The sequence below is a fragment of the Curtobacterium sp. MMLR14_010 genome (assembly GCF_001865015.1).
Lineage (GTDB): Bacteria > Actinomycetota > Actinomycetes > Actinomycetales > Microbacteriaceae > Curtobacterium.
This window is the reverse complement of record NZ_MJGV01000046.1, coordinates 346,342-365,142: the sequence shown is the minus strand read 5'-3', so window position 1 is coordinate 365,142 and position 18,801 is coordinate 346,342. Positions and strand designations below refer to the sequence as shown.

Genomic DNA, 18,801 nt, shown 5'->3' with positions numbered 1-18,801 from the left:
GCGCCGCGCCGCGGACGAGCCACACCGGGCATCGTGGTTAGGCTGAGCGGGTGCTGGTACTCACGCGGAAGGTCGGCGAGCGGATCCTCATCGGGGACGACATCGTCATCACGGTGCTCGACTCCCGGGGCGACGGCGTCCGCATCGGCATCGATGCCCCACGTGGCGTCAAGATCCAGCGCGAGGAAGTGGTCCGCGCCGTGGCTGAGGCCAACGTCGAGGCCACCCGGGCAGCGTCCGACGACGCCGAGGCGCGCCTGCGTGCAGCGCTCGGCGGATCGCCGGCGAGCGGGTCGCCCGCACCCACGGACGACCCGAGCGCCTGAGCCCCTAGGGGCGGGGCTTCTTCTCCTGCTCCGGCAGCCGTCCCGCGGCGCGCTCCGCGGCGAACCACGCGGCAGCTTCCTCTTGCCGTGCCCGCTCCTCGCCGAGGGCGATCGGGGCGCGGACGTGTCCGGGCTCGTAGCCGAACGTGTCGAGCAGCTGCGGGACGAGCGGGCGGAGCCGGGCGACCAGGCGGTCGATGGACGCCGACACCGCGCGCGCACGCTGCGCCGAGAGCCGCCCGTGCACGAGGTACCAGTCCAGGTGCTGCTCGAGCAGCCCGAGGGCGAACAGGTCGCGGAGCCAGACGAGCACGCGACGGGTGTCGCCCTCGGGGACCTCGTCGATCGCGGCCGTGAAGGCGTCCCACTGCATGAGCTCCGCGTGCGCCCTGGCGGCCTCGATGAGCTCGTGCTGCGAGCGGTTCAGGAGCAGCGCCGCGCGGGCGCGGTCCTTGCCCGCGGTGTTCAGCCGCATGCCGATCTCGGCCACCATCGTCTCGACGCGGCCGGCGAGCAGCGCCCGCTGGGTGCCGGCGTCGCGGAGGTCCGTGACGCTCGCAGCGAGGGACCCGCGGTCGGCGACCGTCTGGCCCAGGCGGCGGATGCCCGAGGCGTCCGCGAGCTTCGCGCCGACCTGCGCAGCGACGAACTTCGCCGTCGAGGCCGCGTCCCGCGGGGCCTTCTTCCGGAAGTCCGTGAGCAGGCGCTTGCCGACGAGCTGCAGCAGCACGGTGTTGTCGCCCTCGAACGTCACGTAGACGTCGAGGTCGGCGCGCAGGCTGGTGAGCCGGTTCTCGGCGAGGAAGCCCGCGCCGCCGCAGGCCTCGCGGCACTCCTGCAGCGTGTCGAGCGCCGACCACGTGGAGAGCGACTTGAACGCCGCGGCCTGGGTCTCGAGGTCCTCGCGGCGCTCCGGGGTGTCCAGTCGGCCGCTGAAGACGTCGTCGAACGTGCGGAGCAGCTGCTCGTGCGCGAAGGACTGCGCGAACACGGTGGCCAGGCGGGGGATGAGCCGGCGCTGGTGCCGGCCGTAGTCGAGCAGCACGCCCTCGGTGCCGCCGCCGGTCGGGAACTGCCGACGCTCCATGGCGTAGGTCAGGGCGATCTGCAGCCCGATCTTCTGCGCCACCACGGCCGCACCGTCCAACGACACGCGACCCTGCACCAGGGTGCCGAGCATCGTGAAGAAGCGGCGACCGGGGGAGTCGATCGGGGAGCTGTAGGTGCCGTCCTCGGCGACGTCGCCGTAGCGGTTCAGCAGGTTCGTGCGGGGGATGCGGACGTGGTCGAAGTGCAGCCGGCCGTTGTCGATGCCGTTCAGGCCGCCCTTGACGCCGTCGTCCTCGCCGCCGACACCGGGCAGGAACTCCCCGTCGTCGTCGCGGAGCGGGACGTAGAACGCGTGCACGCCGTGGTCGACGCCCTGCGTGACGAGCTTGGCGAACACGACCGCCGCCTTGCCGTGCAGGGCGGCGTTGCCGATGTAGTCCTTCCACGCGCCGCGGAACGGCGTGTGGACGACGAACTCCTCGGTGTCCGGGTCGTACGTCGCCGACGTGGCGATGCTCTGTACGTCCGAGCCGTGACCCGTCTCGGTCATCGCGAAGCAGCCGGGCACGTCGAAGCGGATGATGCCCGGCAGGAACTCGTCGTGGTTCCTGGCGGTGCCGAGGTGGTGCACGGCCGAGCCGAACAGCCCCCACTGCACGCCGGCCTTGATCTGCAGCGACGGGTCCGCCGTCGTCAGCTCCTCGAACGCCGCGAGGTTGCCGCCGTGGTTGTCCTGCCCGCCGAGCTCGACCGGGTAGGGACGCTGGATCGCACCGGCGTCGACCAGGATCTGCAGCTGCTCGAACGCGCGCTGTCGGTGCTCGATCGTGCCGAGTCCCTCGGTCTTGTGCAGTGCGGGGTCGAGCACGAGCCGGCGGGAGATCCGGCGGTCCTCGGCCCATCGTCCGAGCAGGTGCTCCGCGAGCAGGTCGACGTCGATGCGGACGTCGCGGTCGGTGCCGGCCGCCGGGGTCCCGCGTGCCGGGTCGCCGGTCGCGTCGGCCTTCGGGCTCGTGGCGCGCTGCGCACTGTCGTTCGGCGCACTGTCGGTCTGCGTGCTGTCGGTCTGCGTGCTGCCGGTCTGCGCGCTGCCGGTCTGCTTCGTGCGGGGTGCGATGTCGACCATCGGGGGTGCCTCCTGAACTGCACTGTCCGGTGTCGTCGCGCGGTGGCGCAGGACGACGTTCCTGGACGCAACGCTATGCACCCTGGCCGTGAGCCGCACGAGAGCGGTGCCGGCGCGACAACCCCCGCTGCGGCCGGTGCACGGCGGCTCGTGGGAACCCTCCAATCACGAGGAGTCCTCGCCGACTGGCCGTCCTGCGGGCCCGCGCGCCAGACTGGCTGGCATGTCAGGCACCACCGCCCCGGATCGCGAGGGCACACCCCAACGCACGTTCTTCGGCCAGCCGTTCGAGTTGTCCACCCCCTTCGCGGTCGAGCTCTGGGAGCGGTTCTCGTTCTACGGGATGCAGGGCATCGTCCTCATCTACATGTACTACTCGCTCACGCGCGGCGGCCTCGGCATCGACCAGACCGTGGCCACCGGGATCATGGGCGCGTACGGCGGGTCGGTCTACCTGTTCACGATCCTCGGCGCCTGGACCGCCGACCGGCTGATCGGGGCCGACCGCACGCTGTTCGGCAGTGCGGTCGTCGTGATGCTCGGGCACATCGCCCTCGCACTGCTGCCGGGGGTCGCCGGGGTCGGGGTCGGCCTCGTGCTGATCGCCCTCGGGTCCGGCGGGCTGAAGGCCACGGCCACCACCATCGTCGGCGGGTTGTACACGAAGGAGGACCCTCGCCGTGACGCCGGGTTCTCGCTGTACTACCTCGGCGTGAACATCGGCGCGTTCGCCGGACCGATCCTCACCGGCCTGCTGCAGAGCCGCGCCGGCTTCCACGTCGGCTTCGGGCTCGCCGCGGTCGGCATGGCCGCCGGGCTCGTGCAGTACGCGATCCGCCGCCGGAAGCTCCCCGACGTGGTCCGAAAGGTCGCGAACCCGCTCGACCGGCGCCGGTACCCCGTCGTCGCGGTGGGCGTCGTCGTGGCGCTCGCGATCGTCGTGGTCGCCGTCACGACCGGGCTGCTCACCGTCGGCAACCTGCCCCTCGTGGTGGTCGCCGTCGTGGTGGTCGCGACCGTGTCCTACTTCGTCGTGATCCTGACGAGCGGCGTCACCGCCGACGAGCGGTCGCGGGTGTTCGCCTTCATCCCGCTGTTCATCGGCAGCGCCGTGTTCTGGTCGCTGTACCAGCAGCAGTTCACCGTCGTGACGATCTACTCCGACCAGCGACTCGACCGGACGATCGGCGGGTTCGAGATGCCCGTGTCCTGGGTGCAGTCCATCAACCCGATCATGATCATCGTGCTGTCCGGCGTCTTCGCGGCGCTGTGGACCCGGCTGGGGGAGCGGCAGCCGTCCACCCCGACGAAGTTCGCCCTCGGCACCGGGATCATGGGCATCGCGTTCCTGCTCTTCCTGCCATTCACCGGGACCGGCCGGAACGGCACCCCCGTGCTCGTCCTCGCCGGCATCCTGCTCGTCTTCACGGTCGCCGAGCTGCTGCTGTCCCCGATCGGCCAGTCCGTCGCCACGAAGCTCGCGCCGCCGAAGTTCCAGACGCAGATGGTGGCGCTCTTCTTCCTGTCGGTGTCGCTCGGCACCGCGGTGACCGGGGTCCTCTCCAAGTACTACGACCCCGCGAACGAGGTGCCGTACTTCGCCGTGCTCGGCTCCGTGGCGGTCGTCGTCGGGGTGCTGCTGCTCGTCACCGCGCGCCCCGTGCTGCGCCTGATGCGCGGCATCCGGTAGCGCTTCCGGTAGCCTGGACACGACCCTCATCGGCCCCGCGGAACCAGGAGACCACCATGCTCGAACTCGTCGGCGCAGTCATCATCGGCATCGGCGTCATCGGTGGCGTCGGGACCTGCATGGCCATGGCGGCCATGCTCAAGAGCGGTGGGGACGAGTACTAGGCCTCTGCCTACTCGGGTTCCACCGGGACCAGTTGACGACTCAGGACGGTCGCGCGCTCGAAGGGGCCGCGGCCGTCCTTCGTGTACACGGGCTCGTCGAAGGCGACGGTCCACGACAGCGGTTCCCCGACACCGGGGTAGCCGACCAGCTGGTTGCCGCCGGGTGCGACGATGACCCCGACCACGTCGTCCGACCCGATCGCGTCCCGCCAGTGCTCGCCGCCGGTCTGCGCGTCGACGACCTGCACCAGTGCACCGATGCCGAGCGAGGCGTGCTGCCGGCCCACTTCGGGTCGTTTCTTCCGGTTCCACATCACCCGTCGACCGTACCGCGCGCCCCCGGTGCTCCCATGGGCGGCCACGGATCGTCGGTCTCCCGCGCACCAGGCCCCGCCGACCGGTCACGACACCCCGTTCGTGCGGCGTCGAGCGGCCACGAACCGTCGCCCGGACGCGCCGACACCGACGGTTCCTGACCACTCGGCGGAGGTGAGCGGGGTGTCGTGACCGCTCAGGACGTCAGCACGGCCTCCCGACGGATCTCCGTCACGGACGAGTGGCCAGTGTCCGGGTGCTTCCGCATCGAGAGCAGGCGCTCCATCGAGGGCTCGAGCGCCGTGACCTTGTCGAGCGGCGCACTCACCACGAGCTGGAACCCGAGTCGGAGCCAGGCCGTCACCGCACGCCCGGCGAACTCGGAGTCCGCCTTGATGAACGCCTCGTCGAGGAACACCGGGGCGAACCGGGGCCGCGGCCGGGTCTCGTCGCCGAGCTGGTAGCGCAGGGCCGCCCCCACGATGAACGCCACGAGCTCCTGCGTCTCGCCGCCGGACTTGTCGCCGAGGGACGAGTACACGCCGAGGTCGTTGCCCTCGGTGTCGTACCGCACCGCCGTGATCTCCATGTGGCGCCGGACGTCGAGCACCGCGTCGCGCTGGGTCGTGCGACCGCGGGCGGCGTCCGGCTCGACCCGGATGACGGCCATGAAGCGCCGGAGTCGACGGAACCGGGTCTCCAGCACGTCGTCGGTCAGTTCGGTGTCGACCGACGCGGACAGCGCCCGGAGCTCACGGCGGAACTGCGAGACGTCCTCGCGCGTGACCCGGCGGATGACGATCTTCAGGCGGTCCCGGTTCGCGCCGAAGGGCAGGTCGCGGAGGATCTCGTTGACGGGCTCCAGGCGCTCCTCGATCTCGACGACGGCGCGGTCGAAGGCCCCGGCGAGCGGGACGAGGTCCTCGCCGCTCCACTGCGACAGCCGTCGGCGCCACTCGCTGCGACGGGCGTGCAGGCCGGTCGCGACGATCTGGTCGAGGATCGCCCGGTAGTCGGGGTAGGACGCCACCCCGGTGCCGAGGTTCGGGTCGGCCCAGGCGTCCTGGTACCGCTGGAACGTCAGGGTCAGCGCGTGGGATGCCGAGGCGGCCCCGTCGAGCGCCTGGGTCAGGCGTTCCTCGAGCCGGCGGCGCAGGCGCTTCGTGGCGTCGTCGAAGCCGTCCACGCCCGACGGGGCACCGACCTCCTCGAACGTCTCGGCCAGCAGCCGCGCCTGTTCGTCGTCCGGCAGTGCCGTCGGGGCGTCGTCGAAGCGCGACAGGATCTCGGCGGCGGCGTCCTGCCCGTCGACGAGCACCCCGTGCCGCTCCTCGAGGCGCTGCACGGACAGGCGCGCAGCGGCACGGCGGTCCGCGGCCTCGTCGAGCGATCCCCGGAGCCTGGCCACCGACGCCCGCAGCGTCCGCAGGCCGTCGTCGGCGGCGAGCACGGCGTCCCGCTCCGCCGACAGCCGGGCCAGCGACGCGTCGACGCCGGCGACGTCGATGCCGTCCCACGTGGTGTCGACCCGGTGCTGGTGCGCGGCCCGGAGGGCGTCGAGTGCGGCGATGTCCTGCGCGACGTCGGTGCGCCGGGCCTCGAGCGTGGCGAGGTCCTGGGCGATGGACGCGAGTTCGGCCTCCACCGAGACGACCCGCGCCTCGTTCGTGAACCCGATGACGTTGGCCTGGCGGCGGTCGCCGTGCGCGCCGCGGCGGCCGTCCCGGAGCTGGCCGGACTCGGTCACCCGACGCCCGCCACCACCGAGCTCGGCGGCGGACGCCACACACCGGGCGTCGATGCGGTCCGACTCGATCCGGGAGCGGACCCAGGTGCTGAAGGGGGAGTCCTTGATCGCGAGCTTGCCGGACACCATCGCGGGGTCCCCGTCGACGTCGAGGTGCGGACCCGCGGGCACGCCCTCGAACTGCACGCGGACGCTCAGGTGCAGGGCGTCGATCGCGGCGCTGAAGTCGTCGAGCCGGTCCTGGTCGACGAGCAGCGTGCGGGCGACGGGCGCGAGCACGGACTCGATCGCCGTGCGCCAGCGCTCCTCGCCGGGCAGGACGTCGAGGAGCTCCGCGACGTAGGGCAGGTCGGCGGGGTCGATGCCGGCGGCGCGCGCCATCGCGACCCGGGCCTCGTGCATCGGCAGCGGCATCGCGCCCTGGCGGTGCTCGAGCGACTGCCGTTCCTGGCGCAGGGACCGCTCGCGGTCGAGGAGCGGGTACTCCTCGCGGGTCAGGGCGTCGCGCCGGGCGTCGAGGTCGTCCCGGGCGGCCGCGAAGGTGCCGAGGAACTCGTGCGACTCCCGCTGCGCCTCGACGAATTCTTGCTCGGACGACACCGACTCCCCGAGCACCTCCGTCCGCGCCTCGAAGGCGGAACGGGCGCGGACGACGACGTCGCGCTCCCGGGTGCGGCGGTCGATCCGGTCCTCGAGCTGGGCGAGGGCGTTGCCGCCGGAGTCGCGCAGCCGGGCCTCGGCCTCCCGGAGCTCGATCTCGACGGCGGCGTGACGCGCGGACGCGGCCTCGACCTCGGCGCGGGCAGCCGTGCGCTCCCGACCGTTGCGCGCGACCTCGTCGTCGAGCAGCTCGCGCTTCCGCGACGCCGTCCAGTGCGCGAACGGGGAGACCTCGGACCCGGTGGCGATGCCGCCGAGGGCGTCGGCCGCGGCCCGGGAACGCTCGATCTCCAGGTGCAGCTCGGTGATGGGGGAGAGGATCCGGACCTTCCGCTCCTCGGTGTCCATCGCCTCGTACGCGTCGTCGAGCGCGGCGAAGTGCGCCAGCGCCCGGTCGGCGGCCTCGTACGTGCCGGGGGTCTCGAGCACGAGCGACTTGTACAGCGAGTCGACGGTCGGCATGTGCTGCCCGGCCTGGATCCGCGCGAGCAGGCGCATCGCCCGGTTGCCCCCACCGGAGTCGCCGATCCCGAGCCGCGTCTGCAGCGTGTACGCGAGCTCCTGGTACGTGTCGCGGATGACGAGTCCCGGCACGCGACCGGTCAGCTCGAGGTGGCTGAACCGCGACGGCACGAAGTCCTCGAGCCGCCGCAGGTCGAAGGCGTCGTCGACCGTCGCCATCGTCATCTGGATGTCGCCGACCCCGCGGGCCCGCTTCGGCACGATGTACGCCCGCAGCACCGTGAACTGTCGCTCGTCGTCGTTGCGGAACGTCACCGCCGCCGCGCCCCACGTGGTCGTGTCGTCGCCGCGCAGGTTCACGTCGCGGAGGGCGCCCGACTCCGGGTCGCGCCGGGTGTCGACCTTGCCGCGCAGGTACGTGAGCAGGTTCCGCTGGTCCGCGCTGCGCGCCCGACCGGTGGTGGCGTCGTTCGAGGCGCCGTTGAACGGCACGTCCGACGGCATCATCACGGCGAGGTAGGCGTCCATCAGCGTCGACTTGCCGGTTCCGGACGCGCCGGAGATGAGCGTCGCGGTGCCGGACAGCTCGATCTGCCGGTGGCCGTGGAAGCCGCCCCAGTTCACGACCTGCATCGACTCGGCGCGCCACTGGGCGACGGTGTCGAACAGCGCGGGGATCCCGCCGCTGTCCATCCGGTGGTCGCTCACGCGGCCCCCTCCTCGGTGTCGTCGGTCTCGGCGTCCAGGTCCAGGTCGGCCGGGAGGCTCGGCTCGGCTCCGCCAGGGACGTCGCCACTCGCGGTGGTCGCGCTTGCCAACGCTGTGCTCGCCAACCAGGCGTCGAGCTCGAGCAGCCGTTCGAGGGGGAGCAGCACCTCGACGACGCTCGCGATCCGGAAGCGGTCCGGGTCGCTGGTCTTGAGCAGCACCCGGGCAGTGACGAGTCGTTCGACGGCCTTCGCCACGCGGCCCTCGTCGCGGGTGCGGTCGGTCGCGGTGGCGGGACGGAACCCCGCCACGTGCGCGAGGATCTCGGACCGGTCGACCACCACCTGGTCGGGGCCGGGCCGCGCGTCGGCGCGCAGGCGCATGCGGAGCCAGACGAGGACGATCGTCTCCTCGCGGGTGTACGGCACGTCGCGGAGCAGTGTCGGGAAGCCCCGGCGTTGGCTCTCCGAGCGGGCTTGGCGCTTCCAGGCCACCTCGCGGTCGCGGTCCACGTGCAGCTCGAGGAACAGGTCGTTCAGGCGCGACCGCAGCTGGTGTTCGGCGTCGAGCACCGCCCGCCACTCGTCCGCGTGCGTCCGCGCGCTGATGTACGAGTGCCGCAGCAGGGCGACGAGCGCCCGGCGCTGCGGTTCGTCGAGCCGACCCTCGTCGCCCTCGAAGAGGGCGAAGCTCGACTCGTCACGGTCGTCGTCGGGGACGGATGCGGCGTCGTCGAACGGGTCGATGCCGTCGAACTCGTCCGTCTCGTCGACGGATGCCGGCGTCGTGTCGGTCACCGTGCCTCCAGGGTGTCGTCGTCGCCGGACGGGACCGGTGGTGCCAGGTCGGCCGTCGGCATGGTGAAGGTGACCGCGGTGCCGTCCGGGCGCACCGTGTGGTGCGGGACGGTGGCGGCCGCGGTCTCGAAGTCGGGGCGGCCGGTGAGCAGGTGCGCCAGGCCGAAGAGCTCGACGGGGCGGCGGTGCTCGGGCGGCAGCCCGTGGAAGGCGCGGTCGCTGGACTCGGCGGTGCCCGACCGCAGCACGGTGCGGAGCTCCGCGAGCAGCGGACCGCCGTGACGCCGGAGGGACTCGACGTCGAGCTCCTCGAACACGTCGTCGTCGGGTTCCTCGATGAGCGGCGGCACCGCCTCGGTGTCGGGGTCGTAGAACCGCTCGCGCAGGGTGCCGACCTCGGCGACCGGGGGCAGGAGTTCCAGCGGGACGCGGTCGCGGAGGCCACCGCCGTCCATGAGCGCGGCGAGTCGACGGTTGACGCTGCGGAGGACGGCGTCGAGCTCGCGGTCCCGGACGACGTCGTGCGCGACGATCTGGTCGCGGAGCGTGCCGGTGAGGAGTCGACGCTGGGCGAGCACGTCCTCGATGCCCTGGCGGAGGATGCTCACCGTGTTGCGGAAGGTGCGGCGCTCGGCGCTGGTCAGTCCGGCGGCGAACGGGTGCTCGAGGATCGTGGCGATGTCGTCGCGGAGGCGCAGGAGCAGGGCGTCGTCGCGGAGCAGCTCGAAGGCGCCCTCGAAGGCCCGGCCCTCGGGGGTCGCCTGCATCAGGGTGTCCGTCCGGGCGAGGTAGTCGTCGAGGATCTCCCCGATCGGACGGACCTCGTTGCGGAAGTCCTCGACGATCTCGCGGTGCATCGACGCCACCGCTTCCTCGACGCGCTTGAAGTCGCTCGGCAGCTGCCGGATCAGGTCCGTGATGTTCGTGTAGCCGTCGCGCATCCGGTCCTCGTCGACCACGGCGGGCTCGTCGCCGGACGCCAGGCGCTCGCGCTCGGCCTGGAGCTCGGCGATCTGGGCGTCGAGGCGGCGGATCTGCACGGCGGGGTCGGGTTCGGCGCGGGCGGCCCAGCGGTGCACGGCGTCGACGATCATCGCCAGGCGGCTCTCGCTGATCAGGGCGCGGTCGGAGGACAGGGTGTCGACGAGGCTCAGGGCCTCGAGCGCGTGGCTCGTGAGCGAGTACTGCTCGTCGCCGTCGGGGGAGTTCGAGCGGACGAGCCACTGTGCCGTGACCCACTCGCGGCAGAGGGCACGGCCGTTCGGGCGGTTCTCGTCGGGTGCTTGTGCTTGTGCTTGTGCTTGTGCTTGTGGTGCTGGCTGCTCGCTCGCCGGGACCCGGGCGCCGGTGGCCTGCAGGCGGGTGACGTGCTCCTCGACCTGCAGGTGCATCCGGTCGGCGGGGACGTACTGCACGTCGCGGTCGAACACCGTGCGGAAGACGGCGAGCACGACGCCGCTCGTCGGGCGGGACATGAGCCGGAGCGTCGGACGGTCGAGCACGGCACGGACGCGCGCGTACTCGAGGTCGACGTCGGTCATGCTGCCCCTGGTGGTCGGTCGGGTCGTGGTCATGCAAAGAGCCCGACGCGGTTGCGTCGGGCTCTTGGGGGTACTTCAGGCCCTGGATGGGCTCGTGGGCGATACCAGACTCGAACTGATGACCTCTTCGGTGTGAACGAAGCGCGCTACCAACTGCGCCAATCGCCCCCTGCACTTGCGTGCGGATCGATAGTAGCGGAAGAGCGGCGGTGTGCCGAACCGCGTGTCGCCCTCGCGCGCGTCGCGCTGGTTCGCGGCCGGTGTTCGCGCAACGTGGTGCGAGGTTGGCCACACCGTGCGCCCCGAGAGCCTCGCACGGAGAGGTCTACCGCGCACCAGTCGAGCGACCGAGCACCGTGCGAGGGCCCCGATCCGCATGAACCCGGGGGACACGCCCGGTGAACGGGAAGGATTTTGGAGAAAGGGCCTTGAGTCGGATAGTGTTCATGAGTCGCCGCGAGAGCGGACAACGACATGCGGATGTGGCGCAGTGGTAGCGCATCACCTTGCCAAGGTGAGGGTCGCGAGTTCGAATCTCGTCATCCGCTCGAGTACTGGTTCCCTCGGGAGCCGGTTTCTCACCAGAGGGTATCCCACCGTTCGGGTACTCACGGAGACGTGAACCTCGATGGTGGGGTGGCCGAGAGGCTAGGCAGCGGCCTGCAAAGCCGTCCACGCGGGTTCGAATCCCGTCCCCACCTCCAAGACTCTGTCGGACCTCGGTCTGCAGGGACTCTCTGGGCGATTGGCGCAGCGGTAGCGCGCTTCCCTGACACGGAAGAGGTCACTGGTTCGATCCCAGTATCGCCCACCACCACGAAGCCCCCGGCAGGACCACCAGGTCCGGCCGGGGGCTTCTTCGTGCGTGCGGGGCGCGGCACCATGTGCTTGTGCACGCGGGCTGTCACTGGTGCCCGCTGCGAATCGCCTGCTGTCGTATGAACGCGCGTGGAGTGACAGCGTCCGGGCAGCGGCGCGGCGCACACGACCGGACGATGTCCCATTCGCGTCAGGAGACTGCGTTACGCTCCCGCCATGTCCAGGGGGAGACGACGACCACGGCTGACGGCTGCGACGACCGCCGCGGGGGTCGCCATCGCGGTGATGCTGAGCGGCTGTTCGATGCACGTCGACGCGGGCTCGGCCGGTGCCAGGAAGGCGGAGCAGGCGTTGGCGGACATCGACGGCGTGCGGTCGGTGTCCGGCATGGGAACGAACGACCTCCCGTTCGCCGGCACCGTCACCGCGTTCGTCGTGACCGACGACGACCTGTCCGACACGGAGCTGCGAACCGTCACCGACGAGGTCGGCCGGTGGGCAGTGCAGCACTCCGGAGCCTCGGTGACGTACTCGGCGCGCATCGAAGCGGACGGGTTCGGCTTCTACGTCGCCAGACACCGGTCGGAGAACACCCCGGTCCTCGCGGTCGTCGACGACCTCCGCGCCGGTGGGCACTGGCTCGGCGGCACCATCAGCTCCGGAGACGGGCCCGGGGCGGGGAACGGATCGATCCAGCTCGACGTCGAGCGTCCGTCGGACCTCGTGCGGGGCTGGGATGCGGTGCAGGAGGTCGGCGCGGCATCCGGGTGGAAGGACGTGTCGCTGTCAGCCGACGCGTGGAACACGCCGGAGACGACCGCGCTGAGTCGGCGCAACCCCGACTACAGCATCTCCAACGCCGACAGCCGCACCAACGACGTCAACGGTGACCCGTCCGCCGAGGTCGCCGCGTACCGTGCGGTGACGGCGAAGCACACGGTGACCAGCGCCTCCGTCCAGCCCGGACGCCTCCACGTGCACCTCGATGACGCCGCCGACATCGCCGACACCGCCGCGCTGATCAAGCAGGCGGCACCGGAGACCGCGGCGCTCGTCGACGGCGGCATCATCACCACCGACGACTCGGCCGACGACGGTGAGCGGCCCGACCCCGGTGCGTACGTCGAAGCGAACCGCCTCGCCCGGACGATCGACCGTCCCGGGGTCTCAGCGATCGTCCTGCGGCCGGCGTGGGTGACGGTCACCGCCGACGGGACCGACAACGCGCTCAGCGCTGCGGCCACGCTCGCCGCCGCGTCCCCGGCGAAGCCGATCCAGACCCTCGAGGTCGGCTCGTCGAAGGCCGCGCTCGAGGACCGCGGGGAGGACGGTCTGCTGCTGAGCGGGTCTCCGTCGCGGTTCAGCGACGCGGTGGACGTCGGTCGGGAGCTCACGGGGTTCCTGCCCACTCGCGTGTCCTTGTTCGATGCGACCGCCTCCGTCTCCGTCTCCGTGGCGAAGGTGGAGGACGCATCGGCCCTCGCAGCCGCGCTGAAGCCGGTCCTGCCGGACGGCACACGGCTGGCCGTGGACATCGCGGGGCAGCCCGTCGAGACGTCGGCGGACCTCACCCTGCATGACGGTGCACTGAGCGTCGACGCACTCCGATCGGAGTCGCAGCGGAACGACACCCGCACGCGTCTCGGGAACGCTGTCCGCGACGCCTGGAACGGCTGATCCGGTCCCAGCGGGACGATGGGTGTACGGGGCCGCGGTCAGGACGGGTCAGTCCGCTCGGCGCTGGTCACCGGTCGTCGGTCCCGTGGTGGCGTCGAGCCCGACGTCCATCGCGGGATCGGACGAGACGGTCTCCGGCCGGACGGGGAAGTCGTCCATCGTGGCCGTACTGCTCCCCGGTGTGCTGGTCGGTCTGCCGCCGCGGACCCGGTTCTTCACCGCAGCCCAGGGACGGGCGAGGCCGGAGCGAGGAGTGCGCTCGCTGGGTGCCTCGACCTCGAGGCCGTAGTACGCGCCGACGTGTTCGAGCAGGACGTCCCGCTCCGCCTTGTCGTACGCCCGGCGCTCCCGGGAGAACGCGATGATCGTCGACCAACAGGTGAGGAGCAGGACGATGCTGAACGGCAGCGCGGTGGTGATCGCTGCGGTCTTGAGGGCGTTGAGACCACCGCTGAGCAGCAGGGCGACCGCGAGGAGGGCCGAGACGCCGGCGAAGAACACCCGGAGCCAGTTCTTCGGTTCGATGTCTCCACCGGACGCGATCATCGCCATCACCAGGGAACCGGAGTCCGACGACGTGACGAAGAAGACGCCGATGAGCAGGATCGCACCGAACGTCAGGACGGCACCGGCGGGCAGGTCACCGAGGAGCGCGAAGAGCGATCCCTCGACGTCGACCGAACCGTCGGACCCGACCAGGCCGCCCGCGCCGTCCGTCTGTCGGTGGATCGCCGTGCCGCCGAGGACCGCGAACCAGAGGAAGGTGAGCAGCGTCGGCACCAGGAGCACTCCGAACACGAACTGACGGACAGTGCGTCCCTTCGAGATGCGCGCGATGAAGACGCCGACGAACGGAGCCCAGGACATCCACCAGCCCCAGTAGAACGTGGTCCACGCGCCCTGCCAGGCCTCGCCCTCGGCGCCCTGCTGGGCGGTGACGTTGAAGGAGAGGCCGACGATGTTCTGGAGGTACGAGCCGATCGACTGCACGAAGTCGCGGAGCAGGAACTGCGTCGGTCCGACGATGAGCACGAACAGCAGCAGCGCGGCCGCGAGGAGGAGGTTGAAGTTCGAGAGGATCTTCATCCCCTTGGTCACGCCGGTCACGAGGGAGACGATGGTGACAGCGGTGATGACGGCGATGATGGCGATCTGGCTGACGATGCTGCTCTCGGCGATGCCGGCGGCCTCGAGACCCGCGCCGATCTGGATGACGCCGAGACCGAGCGAGGTGGCGACGCCGAACAGGGTGCCGACGAGGGCGATGACGTCGATGAGGTTGCCCCAGCCGCCACGGACGCGGTTGCCGAGCAACGGCTCGAGTGCCCAACGGATCGACACCGGCCGACCGCGGCGGTGGATGGCGTAGGCGAGCGCCAACCCGAGGACCACGTAGATCGCCCAGGCGTGCAGGCCCCAGTGCAGGAACGTCTGGGTCAGGGCCTGCTGTGCGAGTTCCTTCTCGGTCCCGGTGACCCCGGGGCGCGGCGACGCGAAGTGGCTGAGTGGTTCGGAGACGCCGTAGAACACCAGGCCGATGCCCATGCCCGCCGCGAAGAGCAGGGCGAACCAGGACCCGGTGGAGAACTCGGGCTCGTCTGCGTCCTTCCCGAGCGTGATGTCGCCGTACCGGCTGAAGCCGACGAAGAGGGAGAACCCGACGAAGAACGCGGCGACCAGGACGTAGTACCAGCTGAAGTTGCGGACGATGCCGTCCTGCAACCCGAGGAACAGCCCCTCGGCGGTGGAGGGGGAGACGAGGGTGAACGCCACGAAGCCGAGCACGATGATGGCGGCGGGCCAGAACACCCACCGCCGGAGCTGCGGCGTGGTGGCGACGGGATCGGGCAGGGGTGGAGCTGTGCTTGCCATGCACCCCATGGTGCCTGCTCTCGTTCCTGTGCGTTCACCCAGGCGTGTCGCCCGGTACTGTTGCCGGCACTCGGTGGTGCTCGACCCCGTTGTGCGTCCCGAGAGGCTGGTGGTCCGCGTGCAGGCTCTGGCGCTCCGCATCCGTGAGTCCTTCTGGTTCCTGCCGGCCGTGTTCGGTCTCGGAGCGATCCTGCTGGCCGAGGTACTGGTCGCCGTGGACCGGGTCGTCATCGACCACGGGATCCAGATCGCCGTACTGGACGCGCTGAGTGCGAGCGGTGGCCGGTCGATCCTCACCACGATCGGGACCGCGATGCTCACCGTCGCGGGGACGTCGTTCTCCATCACCATCTCGGTCCTCGCCACCACATCGTCCACGTACGGTCCGCGCCTGGTGCGCAACTTCATGGCGGACCGGGCCAACCAGCTCGTGCTCGCGGTGTTCACGTCGACCTTCGTCTACGCCGTCGTCGTGCTGCGTTCGGTGCACACCGACGTCGACGACGGGACGGCGTTCGTGCCGGTGATCGCGGTGCACGTCGCGGTGCTCATCGGGCTCATCGACGTCGCAGTCCTGGTCTTCTTCATCCACCACATCGCGTCGAGCGTGCAGATCACCTCCCTGCAGAAACGGGTGCAGGTGGAGCTCGCTGCGGCCCTCGACGAGGCGTTCGCGACGGTCGACGACGACCGGGTGAGCACCGCGCCGCGCTCGTCCTGCGCCGCCCGTGGCACCACGGTCCGGGCAGAGGACGACGGCTACGTGCAGTCCGTTGCCTGGCGTCGGCTCGTCCGCTGGGCGGTGGACCAGCACGCAGTCGTCGACGTGCGTGCGATGCCAGGGCAGCACGTGCTGCCCGGCGAACCGGTCCTCGCCGTCCTGACCGAGGCGGGGGAGTGCGTCGACCTCGACGACCGCGCGGTCCGGGCGCTCCGTGCATGCGTCACGACAGGCACCGCGAGGACCCCGTACCAGGACGTCCGGTTCGCGCTGCAGCAGCTCGTGGAGATCGCGGTCCGCGGACTGGCCAGCGGGACGAACGACCCGTACACAGCCGTCGGGGCACTGGAACTCGCCTCCGCTGCGCTGGTCCCGGCCTGGCGCGACCGGGCGACCGTCACGGCCTGCGTCGACGACGACGGAGTCGCCCGGGTGCTCCCGCACTGGCCGGAGCTCGAGGACCTGGTCGGCACGGTCTTCGACGGCGTCGTCACCTACGGTCGAGAGCACCCCCTCGTGCTGACCGCGGCGATCGACCTCGCCGAACGGCTCCAGGACGAGGCACCGCCCGCACGGAGTGCTGCGGCTGCTCGGTTCGAGGACCGCGTCCGCGCGCTCCTCCCCTGACGACCGGGGTTCGCCTCCCAGCGGGGTATGCTCCTCGCGAAGGAAAAACGCGGCTGTCGTCAGCCGCGGCGACACGTGGTCTGACTGGGCCGCCACTTCTCGTGAAACAGGAGTGCGCGATGACCGACACCATGTCCCGACCCCCGTTCGACCCGGAGCTGCAGGAGTTCCTCGACCGGCTCCACGCCCGAGGCCCCTTCGTCCTGACCCGCGAGATGCTGCCGGCGATGCGCGAGCTCGACGTGACAGAGGCCGAGCTCGACGACCGTCTCCGCGGACGCGGCCTGGAACGCCGATCAGTGCGCGTGCCCGTCGACGGGGACACGTCGATCGCCCTCGCCGTCATCCAGCGCATCGGCAGGACGGGCGCGGCGCCGGCGTTCTTCACCATCCACGGCGGCGGCATGATGTTCGGGCATCACCTCGGCAACCTCGACTCCTACGACGACTGGCTGCTGGACCACGACGTCGTCCTGCTGAGCATCGACTACCGACTCGCACCGGAGCACCCCGACCCGGTGCCCGTCGAGGACTGCTACGCCGGCCTCGTCTGGGTCGCCGACCACGCCGAGGAGCTGGGGATCGACCCGGCACGCATCGTGCTCGTCGGGCAGAGTGCCGGCGGGGGACTGGCCGCGGGGACGGCGCTCCTCGCTCGGGACCGTGGCGGCCCCTCCGTCCACGCCCAGGTCCTGGTCTCGCCGATGCTCGACGACAGCGACTCGACGACCTCCACGCGCCAGATCGACGGCGTCGGTGTGGCCGACCGGGCGATGACCCGGTTCGGCTGGGACGCGTACCTCGGGGACCACCGCGACGGTGACGTCTCCGTCCACGCGGCACCGGCACGCGCGACCGACCTGCGCGGGATGCCTCCCACCTACCTCGACTGCGGCAGCGCGGAGGTGTTCCGCGACGAGACCGTCGCCTACGCCAGCCGGCTGTGGGCAGCGGGGGTCGACGCGGAGCTGCACGTCTGGCCCGGGGCCTTCCACGGGTTCACCAGCATGGTGCCGCACGCGGTCGTCTCGCGCCGCGCGGTCGCCGCACTCGCCGACTGGACGACGCGTCTGCTCGCGTGGTCCGTGTCGGAGGCCCCGGCGTCGTGACGCGCGCCGGCTCACTACGCTCAGGCCATGCGACTTCGTGAGATCGACGCCCGTGGGTGGGTCCGACTCGTCGGTTCTGGACTCCTCGTCGCCGGACTCTGGACGCTCCTCGCGGTGAAGGACTTCGCCCTGGCACCGGTCGTCGTGGTGCTCGTCGCCGCGGCCGTGCTGGTGGTCCTGGTCGCCGCGGTCGTCACGAGCTGGGCGGTCGCGGGTGGGTACCGCCAGCAGCGCCGGCTGGAGGCTTGGGTCCGGGGGAGCGACCTCCCGGCCGAGGTGCCCGTGCCCGTCCGCATCCGGTACCTCCGGCGGGTCACCGAGCGTGGCGCGTGGGTCGGCTGGGTGAGCCTTGCGGCGGGCCTGCTCAACGCGGTCGGTGGCGTGTCGACGGTCCTCGAGGGGGAGGACCCGTGGTCGAGCGTCTTCTCGTTCGTGGCGGCGGCGAGCTTCACGGGGATCGGCGTCTCGACGCTGGTGTTCGCCCGTCGGTCGATGCCGCGCGCCCGGCAGCTCCTGGCGGAGGACGAACGGGAACAGGCCGACACCTGGTTCGAGCGGCACGAGGACGAGCCCCGGTAGTCCTGCTGCGCGTGACCGGACGGCCCGACGAGCCGGTGCTCGTCGGGCACGTCCGGAGCGGTGCCGGCAGGTCCTGAGCCGGGTCAGGACCCAGGCGTCAGGACCCCGTCGTCGGAGCCTCGGTCGGTGCAGACGGCGCACCGGTTGGCTTCGGTGCATCCGTGCCCGGCTTCGGTGCGTCCGCTCCCGGCTTCGGCGCGTCTGCGTCCGCGCCCGGCTTCGGTGCGTCCGTGTCCGTGCCCGGCTTCGGCGCCCCGGCCGGCGGCTTCGGTGCGGCGTCACCCTCGGGAGCACCGGCCGCGCCACCCGCCGCTCCACCGGCCGGCCCGCACGTCGCGCCGGGACCACCGGCAGCGGGGCCTCCGGCGGCACCGCCCGCGGCCGGCCCTCCAGCGGCCGGACCATCAGTCGGAGCCCCACTCGGAGCCCCACTCGGTGCACCAGAAGGAGCCTCTGACGGCGCTCCGGTCGGCGCACCGGTCGGCGCCCCCACCGCACTGCTGCCCCCACCGTCGTTCCCCGCGGCGACCGCCGCGGTGACACCGACCCCGCCGATCAGCACGGCCACGACGGCCGCACCGATCCCGAGTCGGCGACCGAGGCCCTGGCGGCGACCCCGCTCCCCGGCGGCGGCCGACGACGCGACCGGTGCCGAGCCTCCCGGCCGGGTCTCGGAGGCCTGCGGGAACTGCTCGGTCGGCTGTGCGTCACGGGCGAAGCCGTCCCGGGGGTACTCGCGGGTGGGCTCGTCGGCGTCGTCGTGGTGGTCGTGGTTCCTGGTCATGATCGCTCCAGTTCGTCGTCCGGCGGT

12 protein-coding genes, 4 tRNA genes and 1 pseudogene are annotated in these 18,801 nt (G+C 71.6%); 9 read left to right on the top strand and 8 right to left on the bottom strand.

Annotated features, from left to right (window positions below):
• Positions 1-50 precede the first annotated feature (50 nt).
• Complete coding sequence (gene csrA, locus BIU98_RS10235; RefSeq protein WP_071275549.1) at positions 51-326, top strand: carbon storage regulator CsrA; 276 nt, start codon at positions 51-53, stop codon at positions 324-326.
• Positions 327-330: 4 nt separating this feature from the next.
• Here the strand turns inward: csrA and BIU98_RS10230 are convergent, their stop codons facing one another.
• Positions 331-2,502, bottom strand: coding sequence for an acyl-CoA dehydrogenase (locus tag BIU98_RS10230; RefSeq protein ID WP_071275547.1), 2,172 nt, complete (start codon positions 2,500-2,502; stop codon positions 331-333).
• A gap of 223 nt (positions 2,503-2,725) precedes the next feature.
• On the opposite strand from BIU98_RS10230, the gene BIU98_RS10225 reads away from it, so the two are divergent.
• Positions 2,726-4,192 (top strand): peptide MFS transporter, encoded by a 1,467-nt coding sequence (locus BIU98_RS10225; RefSeq protein WP_071275545.1) that lies wholly within the window; start codon positions 2,726-2,728, stop codon positions 4,190-4,192.
• A 172-nt stretch (positions 4,193-4,364) separates the two neighbouring features.
• Here the strand turns inward: BIU98_RS10225 and BIU98_RS10220 are convergent, their stop codons facing one another.
• The 5 genes from BIU98_RS10220 to BIU98_RS10200 form a co-directional block, all read right to left on the bottom strand.
• Positions 4,365-4,673 carry a hypothetical protein gene (locus BIU98_RS10220; RefSeq protein WP_139200655.1) on the bottom strand — a complete coding sequence of 103 codons (309 nt, stop codon included), beginning with the start codon at positions 4,671-4,673 and terminating at the stop codon, positions 4,365-4,367.
• A gap of 194 nt (positions 4,674-4,867) precedes the next feature.
• Entirely contained in the window at positions 4,868-8,248 is a 3,381-nt protein-coding gene (locus BIU98_RS10215; RefSeq protein WP_071275541.1) for an ATP-binding protein, read from the bottom strand.
• On the bottom strand, positions 8,245-9,045 hold the full coding sequence (locus BIU98_RS10210) for a DUF4194 domain-containing protein (RefSeq protein WP_071275539.1): 801 nt from the start codon (positions 9,043-9,045) through the stop codon (positions 8,245-8,247). Before BIU98_RS10210 ends, BIU98_RS10215 begins: the two co-directional genes overlap by 4 nt.
• Entirely contained in the window at positions 9,042-10,619 is a 1,578-nt protein-coding gene (locus tag BIU98_RS10205; RefSeq protein WP_083393155.1) for a DUF3375 family protein, read from the bottom strand. The genes BIU98_RS10210 and BIU98_RS10205 overlap by 4 nt, the downstream gene beginning before the upstream one ends.
• A 62-nt stretch (positions 10,620-10,681) precedes the next feature.
• Positions 10,682-10,754, bottom strand: a tRNA-Val gene (locus tag BIU98_RS10200).
• A 308-nt stretch (positions 10,755-11,062) separates the two neighbouring features.
• Between BIU98_RS10200 and BIU98_RS10195 the strand changes: the two genes are divergently transcribed.
• From BIU98_RS10195 to BIU98_RS10175, 4 genes are all read left to right on the top strand, one after another.
• Positions 11,063-11,134, top strand: a tRNA-Gly gene (locus BIU98_RS10195).
• A gap of 82 nt (positions 11,135-11,216) precedes the next feature.
• Positions 11,217-11,290, top strand: a tRNA-Cys gene (locus BIU98_RS10190).
• A gap of 35 nt (positions 11,291-11,325) precedes the next feature.
• A tRNA-Val gene (locus BIU98_RS10185) sits at positions 11,326-11,400 on the top strand.
• A gap of 221 nt (positions 11,401-11,621) precedes the next feature.
• The gene (locus BIU98_RS10175) at positions 11,622-13,082 is read left to right on the top strand and encodes a hypothetical protein (protein WP_139200654.1); all 1,461 of its coding nucleotides are present in this window, start codon (positions 11,622-11,624) and stop codon (positions 13,080-13,082) included.
• A gap of 48 nt (positions 13,083-13,130) precedes the next feature.
• On the opposite strand, the gene BIU98_RS10170 is transcribed toward BIU98_RS10175, so the two are convergent.
• The gene (locus BIU98_RS10170; protein WP_254787852.1) at positions 13,131-14,954 is read right to left on the bottom strand and encodes a BCCT family transporter; all 1,824 of its coding nucleotides are present in this window, start codon (positions 14,952-14,954) and stop codon (positions 13,131-13,133) included.
• 109 nt (positions 14,955-15,063) lie between these two features.
• On the opposite strand from BIU98_RS10170, the gene BIU98_RS10165 reads away from it, so the two are divergent.
• From BIU98_RS10165 to BIU98_RS10155, 3 genes are all read left to right on the top strand, one after another.
• Positions 15,064-16,302 carry a DUF2254 domain-containing protein gene (locus BIU98_RS10165; protein ID WP_071275528.1) on the top strand — a complete coding sequence of 413 codons (1,239 nt, stop codon included), beginning with the start codon at positions 15,064-15,066 and terminating at the stop codon, positions 16,300-16,302.
• A 119-nt stretch (positions 16,303-16,421) separates the two neighbouring features.
• A complete protein-coding gene (locus BIU98_RS10160) occupies positions 16,422-17,411 on the top strand; it encodes an alpha/beta hydrolase (RefSeq protein ID WP_071275526.1) in 990 nt (329 codons plus the stop codon).
• A 27-nt stretch (positions 17,412-17,438) separates the two neighbouring features.
• Positions 17,439-17,990 (top strand): hypothetical protein, encoded by a 552-nt coding sequence (locus BIU98_RS10155; protein WP_071275524.1) that lies wholly within the window; start codon positions 17,439-17,441, stop codon positions 17,988-17,990.
• A gap of 97 nt (positions 17,991-18,087) precedes the next feature.
• Here the strand turns inward: BIU98_RS10155 and BIU98_RS10150 are convergent.
• Positions 18,088-18,801 (bottom strand): annotated as a pseudogene (locus tag BIU98_RS10150) (hypothetical protein); the annotation flags it as partial.

Excerpts from the sequence above, each read along its gene's own strand:
- BIU98_RS10230 (WP_071275547.1), bottom strand. The coding sequence starts at position 2,502 with ATGGTCGACATCGCACCCCGCACGAAGCAGACCGGCAGCGCGCAGACC.
- BIU98_RS10225 (WP_071275545.1), top strand. The coding sequence starts at position 2,726 with ATGTCAGGCACCACCGCCCCGGATCGCGAGGGCACACCCCAACGCACG.
- BIU98_RS10205 (WP_083393155.1), bottom strand. The coding sequence starts at position 10,619 with ATGACCACGACCCGACCGACCACCAGGGGCAGCATGACCGACGTCGAC.
- BIU98_RS10175 (WP_139200654.1), top strand. The coding sequence starts at position 11,622 with ATGTCCAGGGGGAGACGACGACCACGGCTGACGGCTGCGACGACCGCC.
- BIU98_RS10170 (WP_254787852.1), bottom strand. The coding sequence starts at position 14,954 with ATGGCAAGCACAGCTCCACCCCTGCCCGATCCCGTCGCCACCACGCCG.
- BIU98_RS10160 (WP_071275526.1), top strand. The coding sequence starts at position 16,422 with ATGACCGACACCATGTCCCGACCCCCGTTCGACCCGGAGCTGCAGGAG.
- BIU98_RS10155 (WP_071275524.1), top strand. The coding sequence starts at position 17,439 with ATGCGACTTCGTGAGATCGACGCCCGTGGGTGGGTCCGACTCGTCGGT.